This window comes from Streptomyces sp. KM273126 (assembly GCF_004337435.2).
Lineage (GTDB): Bacteria > Actinomycetota > Actinomycetes > Streptomycetales > Streptomycetaceae > Streptomyces > Streptomyces acidicola.
On sequence record NZ_SJXB02000001.1, the window covers coordinates 800,964 to 816,954 of the forward strand.

12 protein-coding genes and 1 tRNA gene are annotated in these 15,991 nt (G+C 71.8%); 3 read left to right on the top strand and 10 right to left on the bottom strand.

Going from position 1 to position 15,991, the window contains the following annotated elements:
• Window positions 1-104: 104 nt before the first annotated feature.
• Window positions 105-1,250, bottom strand: a complete 1,146-nt coding sequence (gene hppD / locus E0500_RS03405; RefSeq protein WP_131567537.1) for a 4-hydroxyphenylpyruvate dioxygenase — start codon at window positions 1,248-1,250, stop codon at window positions 105-107.
• Between the two features lie 122 nt (window positions 1,251-1,372).
• On the opposite strand from hppD, the gene E0500_RS03410 reads away from it, so the two are divergent.
• Complete coding sequence (locus tag E0500_RS03410) at window positions 1,373-1,852, top strand: Lrp/AsnC family transcriptional regulator (protein WP_131567535.1); 480 nt, start codon at window positions 1,373-1,375, stop codon at window positions 1,850-1,852.
• Between the two features lie 52 nt (window positions 1,853-1,904).
• Here the strand turns inward: E0500_RS03410 and E0500_RS03415 are convergent, their stop codons facing one another.
• On the bottom strand, window positions 1,905-2,705 hold the full coding sequence (locus E0500_RS03415) for a S16 family serine protease (protein ID WP_131567533.1): 801 nt from the start codon (window positions 2,703-2,705) through the stop codon (window positions 1,905-1,907).
• Between the two features lie 111 nt (window positions 2,706-2,816).
• Window positions 2,817-3,242 (bottom strand): MarR family winged helix-turn-helix transcriptional regulator, encoded by a 426-nt coding sequence (locus E0500_RS03420; RefSeq protein WP_181586854.1) that lies wholly within the window; start codon window positions 3,240-3,242, stop codon window positions 2,817-2,819.
• Window positions 3,243-3,469: 227 nt separating this feature from the next.
• Between E0500_RS03420 and E0500_RS03425 the strand changes: the two genes are divergently transcribed.
• A complete protein-coding gene (locus E0500_RS03425) occupies window positions 3,470-4,321 on the top strand; it encodes an alpha/beta fold hydrolase (protein ID WP_131569202.1) in 852 nt (283 codons plus the stop codon).
• Window positions 4,322-4,354: 33 nt separating this feature from the next.
• Here E0500_RS03425 and E0500_RS03430 read toward each other — a convergent pair whose 3' ends face one another.
• The 3 genes from E0500_RS03430 to E0500_RS03440 form a co-directional block, all read right to left on the bottom strand.
• Complete coding sequence (locus E0500_RS03430) at window positions 4,355-4,996, bottom strand: IclR family transcriptional regulator (protein ID WP_131569204.1); 642 nt, start codon at window positions 4,994-4,996, stop codon at window positions 4,355-4,357.
• 490 nt (window positions 4,997-5,486) lie between these two features.
• On the bottom strand, window positions 5,487-7,295 hold the full coding sequence (locus E0500_RS03435; protein ID WP_131569205.1) for a DEAD/DEAH box helicase: 1,809 nt from the start codon (window positions 7,293-7,295) through the stop codon (window positions 5,487-5,489).
• 205 nt (window positions 7,296-7,500) lie between these two features.
• On the bottom strand, window positions 7,501-8,964 hold the full coding sequence (locus E0500_RS03440; RefSeq protein ID WP_131569206.1) for an MFS transporter: 1,464 nt from the start codon (window positions 8,962-8,964) through the stop codon (window positions 7,501-7,503).
• Window positions 8,965-9,155: 191 nt separating this feature from the next.
• Here E0500_RS03440 and E0500_RS03445 point away from each other — a divergent pair.
• Window positions 9,156-9,227 (top strand) — tRNA-Cys (locus E0500_RS03445).
• An 84-nt stretch (window positions 9,228-9,311) separates the two neighbouring features.
• Here the strand turns inward: E0500_RS03445 and E0500_RS03450 are convergent.
• The 4 genes from E0500_RS03450 to E0500_RS03465 form a co-directional block, all read right to left on the bottom strand.
• Window positions 9,312-10,556, bottom strand: coding sequence for an SUKH-4 family immunity protein (locus E0500_RS03450; RefSeq protein ID WP_131569207.1), 1,245 nt, complete (start codon window positions 10,554-10,556; stop codon window positions 9,312-9,314).
• A gap of 378 nt (window positions 10,557-10,934) precedes the next feature.
• Window positions 10,935-13,241 carry a molybdopterin cofactor-binding domain-containing protein gene (locus tag E0500_RS03455; protein WP_131569208.1) on the bottom strand — a complete coding sequence of 769 codons (2,307 nt, stop codon included), beginning with the start codon at window positions 13,239-13,241 and terminating at the stop codon, window positions 10,935-10,937.
• Window positions 13,238-14,866 (bottom strand): 2Fe-2S iron-sulfur cluster-binding protein, encoded by a 1,629-nt coding sequence (locus tag E0500_RS03460; RefSeq protein ID WP_131569209.1) that lies wholly within the window; start codon window positions 14,864-14,866, stop codon window positions 13,238-13,240. The genes E0500_RS03455 and E0500_RS03460 overlap by 4 nt, the downstream gene beginning before the upstream one ends.
• Window positions 14,863-15,756, bottom strand: a complete 894-nt coding sequence (locus tag E0500_RS03465; RefSeq protein ID WP_131569210.1) for a xanthine dehydrogenase family protein subunit M — start codon at window positions 15,754-15,756, stop codon at window positions 14,863-14,865. Before E0500_RS03465 ends, E0500_RS03460 begins: the two co-directional genes overlap by 4 nt.
• Window positions 15,757-15,991: the final 235 nt, after the last annotated feature.

Genomic DNA, 15,991 nt, shown 5'->3' on the forward strand with positions numbered 1-15,991 from the left:
GGCCTTTGTCCGGTGCGGCGAGTGGGGGCACCTCCCACGCCCTTAAGGCAGTGGGGGAGCGTGCCGGGCGGCGTGGGGGCGTGCCTGAACTTCCCCGGCACCGCTCAAAGGTTGCCCCGCTTGGCCTGCTCCCTCTCGATCGCCTCGAACAGCGCCTTGAAGTTGCCCTTGCCGAACCCCATCGAACCGTGTCGTTCGATGATCTCGAAGAAGACGGTCGGACGGTCCTGAACGGGCTTGGTGAAGATCTGGAGGAGGTAGCCGTCCTCGTCCCGGTCGGCGAGGATCTTCAGCTCGCGCAGGGTCTCCACGGGCACGCGGGTGTCGCCGACCCACTCGCCGAGGGTGTCGTAGTAGGAGTCGGGTGTGTTGAGGAACTGCACGCCGGCCGCCTTCATCGTCCGTACGGTCTCGACGATGTCGTTGGTGTTGAGCGCGATGTGCTGGACGCCGGCGCCGCCGTAGAACTCCAGGTACTCGTCGATCTGGGACTTCTTCTTGGCGACGGCGGGCTCGTTGATCGGGAACTTGACCTTGAGCGTGCCGTCGGCGACGACCTTCGACATCAGGGCGCTGTACTCGGTGGCGATGTCGTCGCCCACGAACTCCTTCATGTTCGTGAAGCCCATGACCTTGTTGTAGAAGCCGACCCACTCGTTCATACGGCCGAGTTCGACGTTGCCGACGCAGTGGTCGATGGCCTGGAAGGTGCGGTGGGCGGGCGGCTCGACGATCGGGTCGGCGGCCACGAAGCCGGGGAGGTAGGGGCCGTCGTAGCCGGTGCGCTCGACGAGGGTGTGCCGGGTGGAGCCGTACGTGGCGATCGCGGCGAGGACGACCGTGCCATGCTCGTCCTTCCGTTCGTACGGCTCGGCGACGGAGCGGGCGCCGTGCTCGATCGCGTAGGCGTACGCCCGGCGTGCGTCCGGGACCTCGATGGCGAGGTCGACGACGCCGTCGCCGTGCTCGGCCACGTGCTGGGCGAGGAAGTGGCCCCACGGGGTGGCGGGCTTGATGACCGAGGTGAAGACGAACCGGGCGGAGCCGTTCTCCAGGACGTAGCTCGCGGTCTCGCGGCTGCCGTTCTCCGGTCCGGAGTAGGCCACCAGCCGCATGCCGAAGGCGGTGGAGTAGTAGTGGGCGGCCTGCTTGGCGTTGCCCACGGCGAACACGACCGCGTCCATTCCCTTGACCGGGAAGGGGTCGGCCTGCCGTGCGGTGTCGGGAGCGTGGTGTGTGGTCTGCGTCATAGGCGCAGAGTCCCTCCGCTGCGGCAAGGTGCGCAACAGTTCGCGGATTCGCTGGACAATCCGCTCAGCGGAACGCCCGCTTCAGCGGGTTCCCTGTACAGGGTGACTACTGGGAGGTCCTCATGGCGATCGATCATCTGGACGGGCGGATCATCGTGCTGCTGGCCCGGGAGCCGCGCATCGGCGTCCTGGAGATGTCCCGGCGGCTCGGGGTCGCACGCGGGACGGTTCAGGCCCGGCTCGACCGGCTCCAGTCGGACGGCGTCATCCGCGGGTTCGGCCCGCAGGTGGACCCGGCCGCCCTCGGATACCCGGTGACGGCGTTCGCGACGCTGCAGATCCGGCAGGGGCAGGGCCCGGACGTACGGGCACACCTGTCGACCGTGCCCGAGGTACTGGAACTCCACACGACGACCGGCAACGGCGACATGCTCTGCCGCCTCGTGGCCCGCTCGAACGCGGACCTCCAACGGGTCATCGACCGGGTCGTCGGCTTCGACGGCATCGTCCGCGCCTCGACGGCGATCGTCATGGAGAACCCAGTTCCGCTACGGGTGATTCCCCTGGTGGAGCAGGCGGCGGAGGAGCGGGGGAAGGGGTAGGTGGGGCCGGCCAACCGACGGCCCGCAGCTCCCGAACGGCATCCCGCAGGGCTCAGCAGCTCGGGACCGAGCCCCGCCCCTTCTCCAGGGCCACCAGGGAGTTCACGGCGCCCTTCAGTGTCGTCACCGGGATCAGGCGCAGGCCCTTCGGGAGTTCCGACTTCGCGTCGGTGCACTCGGCCTTCGGGACCAGGAAGACCGTGGCGCCGTCGCGGTGGGCGGCCTGGGTCTTGAGGGCCACCCCGCCGACCGGGCCGACCTCGCCGGCGGCGTCGATCGTCCCCGTACCGGCGATGACGCGGCCGCCCGTGAGGTCGCCGCCGCTGCCGTCGCCGTTGAGTTTGTCGATGACGCCGAGGGAGAACAGGAGGCCGGCGCTGGGGCCGCCGACGTCGGACAGCTTCAGGGTGACCTTGATGTCGTCGCCGGCCTTGCCCAGGTACCCGAGCGCCGCCTGGGTGGCCGCGTCCTGGGACCTCTTCATCTCCGCCTCGTTGTGCCGCTCGATCTCCTTGACGTTGCCGCCGCTCGGATAGACCGCGTCGCGCGGCATCACCGCCTGGTCCGTACGGAACCAGCCGTCGACGACGTCGGCAAGGCCGACGCGCGCGTCCGGGCCCGTCGCCTCGATCGTCGTCATCCGCAGCTGTCCGCGCGTCTCGCGGGCCGTCGCGCCGGTGATGGTGATCACCGGCGCGCCCTTGTTCGAGCCGAGGACGTTCGCCGTCATCCCGGGTTGCGCCACGGAGAACGGCAGCGGAGCGAACGCCGCCGTGGCGAGCAGGGCCACGACGGGCAGGGCGCAGAGGGCGATGGCCTTGGGGCGCGACAGGCGGGAGAGGCGTGAGAGCACGCAATCAATCTAACGCGACGGTGGCATTCGGCCAGTTGGCGGGCGGCACCTGAGACTTGAGCATGCCTCTGAGATCTGAGCATGCGCCTGAGATCTGAGCCCTGGACCCTTTCAGTCCACGTCCGCGTGCTCGAACACTTCCAGCATCCGCGTCAGTACCCGTACGCAGGTGTCCACGTCCGCGTCGGTCAGATCGCCGCCCACCCGTTTCAGCAGCTCGCTCTCGCGGGCGATGACCGTATCGATGGCCGTGCGGCCGGCGTCGGTCAGGCGGATGAGCGAGGACCGCTGGTGGGCGGGGTTGGGGATGGCCTCGACCAGGCCGCCGGCCGCCCCGTCGTTGACCATCCGCTGCACGAACTGGCGGCTGAGCGCCTGCGCGCGGGCCATCCGCGGGACGGTCAGGGGTCCGTGGACGCGCAGGAGGTCCAGTACGGCACGGACACCGATGGACAGCCCCTCGACCGGCTCGTTCTGCTCCACCCTGCGGCTCACCCGCCGGTACAGCGGGCCCAGGACGGCGAACACCTCGTACATGCGGGAGGCCAGTTCGTCGGGCGGGAGGGGGTGTCGCGGGGGACGTCGGGAGGCATGTCGCGGGGGACGTCGAGAGGGATGGCGTCGAGAGGGGTGTCGCCGGAGGGGATGCCGGGCGGGACGCCTTCGGGCGTGGACGGCTTGTCATTGCTCTTGCTCACGGACTTACGGAAACAGAATGACACCTTGGTTGCCAACCCTCAGCGCATCATGACACCTTAGTTGTCATGACTGATGCCTCTCAGGTGTTCACGTTCCCGTCCGACGACGGCCTCCTCGCCTACCGCGACACCGGCGGCGCGGGCCCCCCGCTCGTGCTGCTGCACGGCGGCTTCACCGATCACCGCATGTGGGACGACGTCGTACCGCTCCTCGCGGTCGGCCACCGGGTGATCGCACCGGACGCGCGGGGCCACGGCGCGTCCGACAACGCGAGCCGGCCCTTCCGGTTCGCGGACGACCTCGCCGCGCTCCTCCGCCATGTGGACGTGGGCCCCGCCGTCCTGGTCGGGATGTCGATGGGCTCGGCCATCGCGGTCGACACCGCACTTGAGCACCCCGGCCTCGTCCGCGCACTCGCCGTCAGCGGCGCGGGGACCAGCGAGCCCGAGTACCGGGACCCCTGGACCAAGGACTTCGGGGTCCGTCGGCAGGCCGCCCTGGAGGCCGGTGACATCGAGGGCTGGGTCGATGCCTCCCTGTCAGCCGTGGCCGGCCCGCACCGCACGCTCGACGAGGTCGACCCCGATGTCGTACGACGCGTACGGGACATGCTGCTCGGGACCATCACCAAGCACGCGCCCGGCGAGCCCGACTGGTCCGTCCCCGTGACCGACACCTGGGCCCGCGCCGCGGGCATCACGGTCCCCGTACTGGCCGTCAACGGTGGCCTCGACGCATCCGACCTGATCGCCATGGCCGACCGCCTCGCCGACATCGTCGCGGGCGACAGCCGTACGACGGCGATCGAGGGCGCCGCCCACTACGCGAACATGGAACGGCCCGACACCTTCACCAAGATCCTGCTGGAGTGGCTCGGCAGCATCACCGACCAGCCACTGACTCCCGACAGCTACTGACTCCCGGCTGCTGCCGGCTCCCGGCCGCCGCGCTCAGCGCAGCGCGTCGGCGACTTCCCGTGCGGCGTCCAGGACCCGCGGGCCCACGCGCTCCGGCACCGCGTCCGCGAGCATCACGACGCCCACGCTGCCCTCGACGCCGGTCACACCCAGCAGCGGTGCCGCGGCGCCGCTCGCGCCGGCCTCCAACTCCCCGTGCGTGAGGGTGTACCCGGGCCCGTCGACCGGCTGCCGCCGGGCCGCGAGGATGGCGCGCCCCGCGGCACCCCGGTCCAAGGGGTGACGGAACCCGGCCCGGTACGCGACGTGGTAGTCCGTCCACGTGGGCTCGACGACCGCGACGGCCAGCGCCTCCGTGCCGTCGACGAGGGTCAGATGGGCCGTGGCACCTATGTCCTCCGCGAGCGAGCGCAGCGCGGGCAGGGCGGCCTCACGGACCAGAGGATGCACCTGGCGGCCCAGACGGAGCACGCCGAGGCCGACGCGGGCCCGGCCGCCCAGGTCACGGCGTACGAGGGCGTGTTGCTCCAGGGTGGCGAGCAACCGGTACACAACGGTCCGGTTCACGCCCAGCTTGTGCGAGAGCTCGGTGACGGTCAGCCCGTGGTCCGTGTCGGCGAGCAGCTTGAGGACACGCAGTCCCCGGTCGAGCGTCTGGGAGGTCTCCGCGGTCACGACGCCCACTCCTTCGTGGTGAGGGCGGCGGCCCCTTCCGCGGCGGATGCGTCACCGGTCCCGTCGGCGACGCGCTTCAGTGGCCGCCGGTCGGCTGGACCCGGAGGTGCTCCGGGCGGAGTCGCTTCACGGCTGCGCTCCGCGGCGGCACTGCCACGGGGCGTATGCGTGTGGGGACAGTAGCGAGCCGGTTCGCTCAGCGGAAGCCTCCGTCCAGAATCCGGTCACTAACCGGTATGGACTACTTCGCTTTGCCCCGGAATACGACGGCGCGCGCCGCCCGGCGCACACAGCCCCAGCACAGGCGCGCGCAACGCGCATACCCGCGGGTACACGTAACGCAAATACCGCTTAACGCAAATCCCGCGTAGCGCAAATACACGTAACGCAGTACCGCAGGCACACACAACGCATGGGCGCACAACGCATGGGCGCCCAACGCAGAAGCCCACAACACCCCGGAACCCGGCATTGCCTCACCCCGCCGGTGTCAGCGCATGCGGGTGGCCCACTCCTGCACCTTGGCGATCCGCTGGCGCAACTGCCCCGCCGTGGCCTCCGCGCTCGGCGGGCCGCCGCACACCCGGCGCACCTCGGTGTGGATCACGCCGTGCGGCTTGCCGCTCTGGTGGGAGTACGCGCCGACCATGCTGTTGAGCTGCTTGCGCAGTTCCAGCAGTTCCTTGTGGGTGACGACGGGCCGCCGGTCGGCCGGCAGTTCCAGGAGGTCGGCCTCGGAGTCGGGCTTCTTGCGGCTGTGCGCGATCTGCCGCGCCTGCCGCTTCTGGAGGAGGAGCTCCACCTGATCGGGCTCCAACAGGCCCGGAATGCCCAGGTAGTCCTGTTCCTCATCGCTGCCCGGGTGGGCCTGCATGCCGAAGTCGGCACCGTTGTACGTCACCCGGTCGAACACGGCGTCGGATTCGAGGGCCTCGAAGGGCAGCATGTCCTGCTCGCCGGTGTCCTCGTCCTGCTGCTTCTCGGCTTCTTGGAGGAGCTTTTCCTCCTCGGCGTACGGGTCCTCCTCGCCCCCCTTCTTCGGCTTGTCGAGGACGTGGTCGCGCTCGACCTCCATCTCGTTGGCGAAGGAGAGCAGATCGGGAACCGTCGGCAGGAACACGGAGGCGGTCTCGCCACGCCGTCGGGACCGTACGAAACGGCCGACGGCCTGGGCGAAGAACAGCGGGGTGGAGATGGTGGTGGCGTACACGCCCACGGCCAGCCGGGGCACGTCGACGCCCTCGGACACCATGCGGACGGCGACCATCCACCGGTCGGTGTTGCCGCTGAACTCGTCGATACGGTCCGAGGCCCCGGTGTCGTCGGAGAGGACGAGGGTCGCCGAGTGACCGGTGATCTCCCTGATGAGCTTGGCGTACGCGCGCGCCGAGTCCTGGTCGGTGGCGATGACGAGGGCGCCGGCGTCCGGGATGGCCTTGCGGACCTCGGTCAGCCGCTGGTCGGCGGCGCGCAGCACGCTGGGCATCCACTCACCGCGCGGGTCGAGGGCGGTGCGCCAGGCCTGGCTGACGGCGTCCTTGGTCATGGGCTCACCGAGCCGGGCGGCGATCTCGTCCCCCGCCTTCGTCCGCCACCGCATGTTGCCGCTGTAGGAGAGGAAGATGACGGGCCGGACGACGTGGTCGGCGAGCGCGTTGCCGTATCCGTACGTGTAGTCGGCGGCGGACCGCCGGATCCCGTCGTTCCCTTCCTCGTACGTCACGAAGGGGATGGGGTTGGTGTCGGACCGGAAGGGCGTACCGGTGAGCGCGAGTCGCCGCGTCGCGGGCTCGAACGCCTCCAGACAGGCCTCGCCCCAGGACTTGCTGTCACCCGCGTGGTGAATCTCGTCGAGGATGACGAGGGTCTTGCGCTGCTCGACACGGTTGCGGTGCAGCATGGGCCGCACACCGACACCGGCGTACGTGACCGCGACCCCGTCGTACTCCTTGCCGAGCGGGCCCGCACTGTACTCGGGGTCCAGCTTGATGCCGATCCGCGCCGCCGCCTCCGCCCACTGCTTCTTCAGGTGCTCGGTGGGCGCGACCACGGTCACCTGCTGCACGACGTGGTGGTGCAGCAGCCAGGAGGCGAGCGTCAGCGCGAAGGTCGTCTTCCCGGCGCCCGGGGTGGCCACGGCCAGGAAGTCACGTGGCTGCTCCTGGACGTACTTCTCCATCGCCCCCTGCTGCCAGGCACGCAGCTTGCTGGCGGTGCCCCACGGGGCACGACCGGGGAACGCGGGCGAGAGGTGATGCGAGTGCGAGGCGGAGCTGGAGCTGGCGGCGGTGGTAGTCACGGTCTCCGGGGGTGGTGGGCTCGGTGGCTCGGGTGCGGGTTGCTCGGCCGGTGATCAGACGACCGGGCCACCCTACCGGCGCCCAGGTGACGTCAACGCGCGAATACCACCGGGTCACCCTGGATGGGATTCACCTCACAGCCCCACCGCTCGACGATCAACGCGCAACGATTACCGCTGGGCGATCACCGCTCGGCGATCACCGTCACCGCTCGCGCAACCGGGTCGTCACCCACGCCCCGAGCAACGCCACCACCGCCATCGGCAGGAACACCGCCGCGAACGCCGCCGGATGCGAACCCGAGCCGGTGGCCTCCGTGGCGGTGTGGGTGACCGTGCCGCCGCCCAGGGCCGCGAAGGCGGCGCCGCCCGCGGCGAGGAGGACGACGTTGGAGAGGCCGTCGGAGATCTGGAGGGAGGCCGAGTTGGCGCCGGCCTCCTCGGGGGCGGAGAGGTGGAGCAGCAGGACGCTGGTGGAGGAGATCACGAGCCCCATACCGAGGCAGCCGAACGCCCAGGCCACCGCCACGCTCCACGCCGGCACCGCCTCGATCAGCACGCTCGGGGCGGCCGCGATCGAAACGGCGACCACGACCATGCCGGCCGTCATCAGCCGTTCCCGGTACGGCTCCAGGCGCGGCCGCGACTGCACCCACGACCCCAGCGCCCACGTAGCCCCGCCCGCCGCCAGCGAGAGACCGGCGAGCGTCGGCGACAGCCCACGCTGGGTGACCAGCATCAACGGCACGAAGGACTCGGCGGCGACGAACGACCCGGCCGCGACCCCGCGCAACAGCACCACGGACGGCAGCCCGCGCGCCGCCCGGTACGTGCCGCGGGGCAACAGCCCGAGCACGGCCGGGACCAGCAGCGCGACGCCCGCCACGGCGGGTATCACGGCCAGCCACTTCGCATCCTGATCCGACAGAGCCTGCGCCCCGTACTGCAACAGGCCCGCGCCGAGCGAGATCCCGAAGGCCAGACGGATGCGGCGGCGGTCGAACGGTGCCGGTTCGGTCCCCTTCGCCGGACCGGCCGCCAGCCGCCGTATCTGCGGTAGCGCGAGCGCCAGCGGGAACACGACCAGCACCGGGATACCGACGAACACCCAGCGCCAGCCGAGGTGTTCGGTCACCGCACCCGCGGCCAGCGGGCCCACCACGGACGGCAGCACCCAGCTCGCCGCGAACGCCGCCATGATCGCCGGCCGCAACCGCTCCGGGTAGGCCCGCCCCACGACCACGTACAGCGCGACGATCACCAGCCCGCCGCCGAGTCCCTGCACGGCCCGGCCGAGGATGAACATCCACATCGTCCCCGCCGTCCCGGACAGCAGCAGTCCGGCCGCGAAGGCGGCGATGCCCGTCGTCAGCGATCCCAGGGGGCCGCTCCGGTCCGACCACTGCCCGGCGAGCACCATGCCGAACAGGCTCGTCGTGAAGTACCCCGAGAACGCGAACGCGTACACCGAGACCCCGTCCAGCTCCCGCGCCGCCACCGGCATCGCCGTCCCCACGGCCATCGCCTCGAAGGCGATCAGCAGCACGACGGAGACGATGCCGATGCTGAGGGCACGGTAGGGCGCGCGCAGCACGCCGGCTTCGTCGGCTTTCGAGAGCGAGGGGGCAGTGTCGGCGACGTCCGTGTCGCGCGGTTCGAGGGTGGCCATGGTCGCCAGAGTAAGGGGCATCGCTGACATCTGCCCCTGTCCGAAGTCGCCGACTGCCCGGGACTTTGGTCGTACGTCTGTGAACGGCGTATGGCAGTCCCATTGCAGCCCGTCCGGTGCCCTTGAGCACGGGAACGAGCACGGCCTACGGTCGATGTACCGAGTTCGGAACGCGCACTTTATTCCGAAATGGCCGTGTGCCCGAGTGGTTTAGGGACTCGCCTGCAAAGCGAGTTACGTGGGTTCGATTCCCGCCACGGCCTCTCTGGGGGTTTCCGTGTCCCGGGCCGGGCCGGCCACTGGCGGGTGGTCGGCCCAGGCAGTCCCGCGGGTCAACGGCACCCGGCTCACGCGTACAGCGTGCCGCTCGTCTGGTCCTCGAATATTCCGGGCCAGTAGCGCCAGCCGTCGTCGTCCGGTGTCGTGGGGGTGCGGTCGCAGGCGACGGGGTCGACCGTGGCGAGGGTCTCCGTCATGGTGGCGGCGAGCTGGGCGTAGGACTCCGTGAGGTCGTACCGGGCGTCCAGGGCCTTCTCCCGGTGGATGAGCCAGACCGTGAAGGCGAGGGTCGAGATGTCGGCGTTCAGGGGGCGGAGCGTGCGGTCGGGCTCGCTCCAGCACAGGATCGCGCCCGTGGTGCCGTCGACGACGAGGCTCGTGTCGTGAAGGAGCTGGCCGAGGCGGATCAACCGGTCGGCGTTCACCGGTAGTTCGGTCACCGTGAGGTATCCGGGGCGCTCCTCCGCGTAGTACTCGGGCAGCGTCGGCAGCGCCACCTCCGTGTCCAGCTGGAACATGAAGCCGTCCTCGGGGAGGCCGAACTCCGTCAGGAAGCGGCGCGTCGGCCCATGGACGAGCGTGGCGGGGAAGTCGACCTCCTCGAACCGCATGATCTCGCCCGCGCCGAACTCCTCGTCCAGCAGGCGGGGCGGGAGCTTGAGGGCGAGCCCGTCGCCCGGGCCCGCGATACGGGCGAGGGGGCGGATCAGCGCGGCCATCCGCCAGTACGGGGCCAGGTCCCGCACCTCGTCCGGCTCCGACCGCGCGGCGAGGAGCGAGGTCAGCTGGGACGTCAGACGAGACGGCAGTTGAGAGGTCAGGTGAGACGTCAGGCGAGAGGTCATCGCGGCTACCGGCTTCGGCCCCACGTGGCCCTCGAACATCGCGAACCGGCCCCGGGACTCGACCAGTTCCTCCGTCGCCTCCGCGAACCGCAGCAGCGCCTCCAGGGACGGGGCGAGCGGGGACAGGTCCATCAGGCCCGGGTCGCGGTGGAAGGACGTCGTCGAGATCTCACCCGTGGTGCCGTCCAGGACGATCGACTCCAGGTCCCTGTCCAGCGTGCGCAGCGAACCGATCACCAGCTGGTCCCGCAGCTCCTGTGCGAGCACCCCCGCGTCGGCCACCAGCTCGGCCACCCGCCGCAGCCCAGCCCCCTCGCGCAACGCGCCGAACCCCAACAGCGCGCTTTCGTGCGGCAGTCCTGGGCCCGTCAGCCACCGTCGCGTGCCCGCGTGTGTGACGTACGGGCCCAGCTCCTCGTCAGTCAGCGTGATCGTCCCGCCACCCACCGTTGTCGTAGTCGTGCTCATGGTTCCCCCAGCACATGTGATTCCCGTCGTGCTTCCCCCAGCCGGGAACGCCCCCACCAGCGGCGGCGCGGCTGTTCCCCCTGACAAAGAACCTTACGCCGCACCACTGACAACGCCGGTCCGCCGCGACCCGCGCGGCGCCCGGGGCGCCCAGGGCCTGCCGTCAAATTCCCTCCCCCACTGCCTGCCTGGAGGGCGTCGGAGGTACCCCCACTCGCCGCACCGGGCGAAAGCCCAAGTACGTCCGGTGCATAAACGGGGTCTTCCGCCCGGCACGCCGGGAGCACGCTCCCCCACGCTCGAACCCGAGCTCGCGCGGGGGCACCCCCATCGCCGCCGCGGGGCTGCCCTTCGGGCGACGACGGGACTACGCAGGCCCTAGGCCCCGGTCACCACCGCCGCCTGCGGGCGGATCGGCAGGCGGTTGACCGGGCGGCCCGTGGCCGCGCGGACCGCCGAGGCGACGGCCGCGGGAGACGTCACGACCGGGACCGCGCTGACGGCCTTCGCGCCGAAGGGGGCGACCACGTCGCGTTCCTCGACGAGTTTGACGATGCGGATGTCGGGGGCGTCCAGGGCGGTCGGGAGGGCGTAACCCGTGAGGTCGGGGTGGCGGATCAGACCGCGGGCCGTGCGGAGGTTCTCGGTCAGGGCCACGCCCACGCCCTGGGTGACCCCCGCCTCGATGCGGGCGGCGAGCTGGGCGGGGTTGAGGATCCGGCCGACGTCCTGGGCCACCGCCAGTTCCACGACCCGTACCGAGCCGAGCTCGATGTCGACGTCCACGACCGCGCGGATCGCGCAGAACGCCATGCCCACGAAGGCGTCGCCCTGGCCGGTGTCGTCGAGCGGTTCGGTCGGGTGGGGGCGGCACTGGGCCGTGGCCCACAGTTCCTTGCCGTCCATCTCCTCGGCGACGGTGGTGGACAGGACGCCGTCGTACGACGTGATCTTGCCGTCGGTGATCTGGAGCAGTTCGGTGGACATGCCGAACTTGTGCGCCAGGGGCTGGAGGAGCTGGGTGCGGACCATCTTCGCGGCGCGTTCCACGGCTCCGCCGGACACCCACGTGTGGCGGCCGCGGCAGCTCGCGCCCGCGGAGGGCTGGTCGGTGTCGACCGGTGCCACGTGCACCTCGTCGATGCCGAGCGTCTCCTGGACGATCTGCCGGGCCAGCGTGGCGAAGCCCTGGCCCGTCTCCACGGCCGCGCACAGGACCGTGGCCACGCCGTCCTGGACCTTCACCGTGGCCGTCGAGACCTCGTCCGCGCCTTCGGCGCCCAGCATGTGCACCATGCCGAGGCCGTAGCCCACGCCGCGGCGGACCGCGCTCGGCTCGCCCGCGCCCTCGGGGCCTCCGGGGAGCAGCCAGTCGTCCTCGGGCGTGTCCTTGGGGAGTGCGGGGAGCGGGAAGTCCCGTACGGCCTGGAGGAGTTCGGCCACGGGGGCCGGGCAGGTCACCGACTGGCCGGTGGGGAGGACGTCCCCGGTGGACATGACGTTGCGCAGGCGCAGTTCCGCCGGGTCCACGCCCAGCTTCCTGGCCAGCTTGTCCATCTGGGCCTCGTAGGCCGCGCACACCTGCATGGCGCCCTCGCCGCGCACATGGCCCGACGGGGGGTTGTTGGTGCGCACCGCCCAGCCTTCGATGAAGGCGTTCGGGATGACGTAGGGGCCGCAGGCGAACGCCACGGCTGCGGCCAGCGCGTCGGACGACGTCTCCGCGTACGGGCCGGCGTCCAGCAGGATCTGCGCCTCGACCTTCACCAGCCTGCCCTCGGCGTCCGCGTGGTGGCGGTACCTGAGCAGCGTCGGATGCCGGTGCGCGTGGCCCAGGAAGGACTCCTCGCGCGTGGCGGCGAGTTTGACCGGGCAGCCGGTCTTCAGGGCGAGCAGTCCGAGCGGGAGCTGGAAGCCCTGGTCCTCGCGGTCGGCCGTGGCGCCGGGTACGCCGGTGACGACGATCTTCACGCGGTCGGGTTCCAGGGCGAAGCAGGCGGCGGCCGTGTCGCGGTCGGCGTGCGGGTCGGTGGAGGCGAGGTAGAGCTCGACGCCGCCGTCGGGGCGTGGCACGGCGAGTCCGGCCTCGGCTCCGATGGGGGCCGGGTCGTGGCGGCCGATGCGGTACAGGCCCTCCACGACGATCTCGCCGATCGCGTCGGGGTCGCCGTGGCGCAGCGGGATGTGGCGGATCAGGTTGCCGTCGGGGTGCAGGGGTTCGGCCTCGAAGGCCTGCTCCGGGTCGGTGACCGGGTCGAGTACCTCGTACTCGACGATGACGGCGGCCGCGGCCATGCGCGCGGTGTCGGGGTGGTCGGCGGCCACGGCGGCGATGGGTTCCCCGTGGTGGCGTACGACCTCGGAGGCGAACACGGGGCGGTCGGCCGTGCCGCGGCCGTGCAGCGCGGCCCCGGGCACGTCGTCGTGGGTGACGACGGCACGGACGCCGGGCATGTCGCGCGCGTGGGAGGTGTCGATGGACACGATGCGCGCGTGGGGGTGCGGGGAGCGCAGTACGGCGGCCCACAGCAGGCCCTCGGCCCACAGGTCGGCCGCGTACGGGAACGTGCCCTCGGTCTTGGCGCGGGCCTCGGCGGACGGCAGGGACACGCCGAGGCCGTGCGTCAGCGGATCGGTGGCCGGTGCGGCCTCCGCCGTGGTCGCGGTGGCGGCTTCGTTCGTCACGCCTGCCCTCCTCCGTCCGGTCCGTACGCCTGGTCATGCTGCCCCGAGGGATGGCCTTGGGGGTGTCCTTGGGGGGCGTACCCGGAAGGGTCCTCGAACGCCGCCGGGTTGACGCTGCCCGCTCCGGGCCCCGCCTGGTGCGGGATACGCGCTTCCTCGGCCTCCGGCGAGGCCTCGGCCTTGGTGTGCGCCTGGCGCTCCGCGACGACCTCGCTCACGGCCTCCACGACGCCCCGGTAGCCCGAGCAGCGGCACAGGTTGCCGCAGAGGGCCGCCCGGGTCTCCAGCTCGGTCGGGGCGGGGTTGCCCTCCAGCAGGTCGTGGACGGTCATGGCCATGCCCGGCACACAGAAACCGCACTGCACCGCGCCGCACCTGGCGAGCGCCCGCTGCACGTCGGAGGGCTGCCCGTCGACGGCGAGTCCCTCGACGGTGCGGACCTCGCTGCCGGCGGCGGTGACGGCGGGCACCAGGCAGGACGCCACGAGCCGGCCGTCGACCTGCACGTTGCAGGCGCCGCACTCGCCCTGTGAGCAGCCGTCCTTGGCGCCCGCGAGGCCGAGGCGCTCGCGCAGCACGTAGAGCAGCGACTCACCGATCCAGGCGTCGGGGACCGGCCGTTCGGCGCCGTTCACCCGCAGGACGTAACTGGCGAGGGGGTGGTCGTCGATCAGGGGCGCGGCGGGCTCGGCCGGCGCTTCCTCCGTGTCCTCGGCGACCGGTGCCGCGTCGGCTGTGTCACCGGCCGGCTCCGGCTCGGGGGCGGCGGACGGCTCCGCGGGGGCTACGTCGGTCTGCCCTGAAGCCTCCTGGACGGCCTCAGGGGCCTCGCTCGCGGCCTCGGCGGGCGGTCCGGGGTAAGTGCCGTGCGGCGGCTGCCCCGGCGCCTCAGCGGGCACTCCGGGCGCTTCGACCGCGGGAGCCCCTGCCGCCTCGGCCGGCCCATGTCCGCCGGCGGTCTCTCCGGGTGCTGCGGGCGCGTATCCCCCGGCTGTCCCGCCGGGCGGGTGCTCCTCGGTGCGCTCGGGCGGCGGCGCCGTCCACGCGGTCCCGATCGCCTCCGTCGGGATCGCCTCCGTCGCCCAGGGCGCGGGCGCGCCCCCGGGGAGCGTGGCAGGAGGGGTGCCGCCCCACTGTTCGACGAGGGACGACGCACTGAACTCGCCCGATTCGTCCGGGATGTCGCCTCCGGCGACGGGAATCGACCACTGCCCGGTCACGTCGTGCCCCGGAGCGGACCCGGCAGCGGGCCCCTCCTGGGCGACCTCTTCGAAGGCCCACTGGCCGGTGCCGCCCGGGCTGTATGTGAACCCGTGCTGGTCGGCCCCGTGGGGCACGGCGTTCGGGTCGGGCCACTGCGCGCCCTCGGCCGGTGCCGTCCAGGTGCCGGTGCCCGCCGGGTCGGTGCCGGCGGCCGTGGGGGGCGTCGCCGTTATCTGCGGAGGCACGTAGCCGTGGCCGCGCGCGGCAAGGGGGGTGTCCGAGGCCAGCAGCGCGTCGATGCCCCCTTCGGGGAGCTGGACGAACGTCGTGGCGCCGTCGTCGTAGTCCCCTTGGGGCAGCCGCTCCCAGCCGCCGTGCGCGCCCTGCTGGGGCGTGCCCTCTCCGTGCTGGTCGTCGGTCACGACAGTGCCCTCCCCAATGCTCGTCGGGCCAGTACGGCGACGGTGCGCCGAAGTTGCAGCACGGCTGGCGGAAGCGGTGCCACGGAACCGTCCTCGGCGGGCGCCGGGTCCGGGATGCAGGCGGCGGCGACGTACTCCCCGAAGGCGTTCAGGGCCTCCGGCACGAGCGTGCGCTCGCCGTCCCAGTCGATCAGCCGGCCGACCCACGCCTCGGCGTCCAGGGGCCTGAGCGGCATCGGCGCTATGGCACCGACTGCGCACCGCACGCCGCGCCGGGCGGGGTCGAGGACGACCGCGACGGACGCCGTCGCGCGCCCGGGGCCGGTCCGTCCGGTGGCCTTCAGGAAGACCTGCGGCGCGTGCAGCAGCGGCACGCGCACGTACCCGATGAGTTCACCGGAGCGCAGCATCTCCATGCCGGCCAGCAGGTGCGAGACGGGGACCTCACGGCGGGCTCCACCGTGGCCCGCGATGATCAACGTCGCTTCCAGGGCGGCCAGTACGGGCAGCGAGTCCCCGGTAGGGGCGGCCGTCGCGATGTTTCCGCCCAGGGTGCCCGCGTTGCGGATCTGCGGCGGGCCGGCGGCTCTCGCGGACGCCGCGAGGGCCGGGATGAGCGCCGCGAAGTCGGGGCGCCCCATGCGTGCGTGTGTGAGGCCCGCGCCGAGCAGCGCGTGACCGTCCTGGTACTGCCAGCCGCGGATCTCGCTGATCCGGCCCAGGCCGACGAGCGCGGCGGGCCTGAGCTGCCCGGAGTTGACCGCGGCCATCAGGTCCGTACCACCGGCCACGGGGACGGCGGCGGGCATGGCCGCCAGCGCCTCCACGGCCTCGTCCAGCGAGCCGGGCAGCGTCACAGCCTGCGCCGTCTGCGGTGCCTGCGTGGTCAAAACCGGCTGCCCCTTCCCGCTGCCCCACCTGGTCCCACCTGTGCTGCCGTACGGTACGTGCTGACAGGGCGGACGTGGCAACTCTGGCACATTCTCGCGAGACCCGAACGCGGGGGTCCGCTAGGAGGCATTCGCCCACCTCACCACAGTGATGGACTGTTTTCGCACGGCATGCGAAGTGGGCGCATATTGCCGGTCTTCGATGATCTTTGTGAGCCTTTCTCCTCGTGAGGCC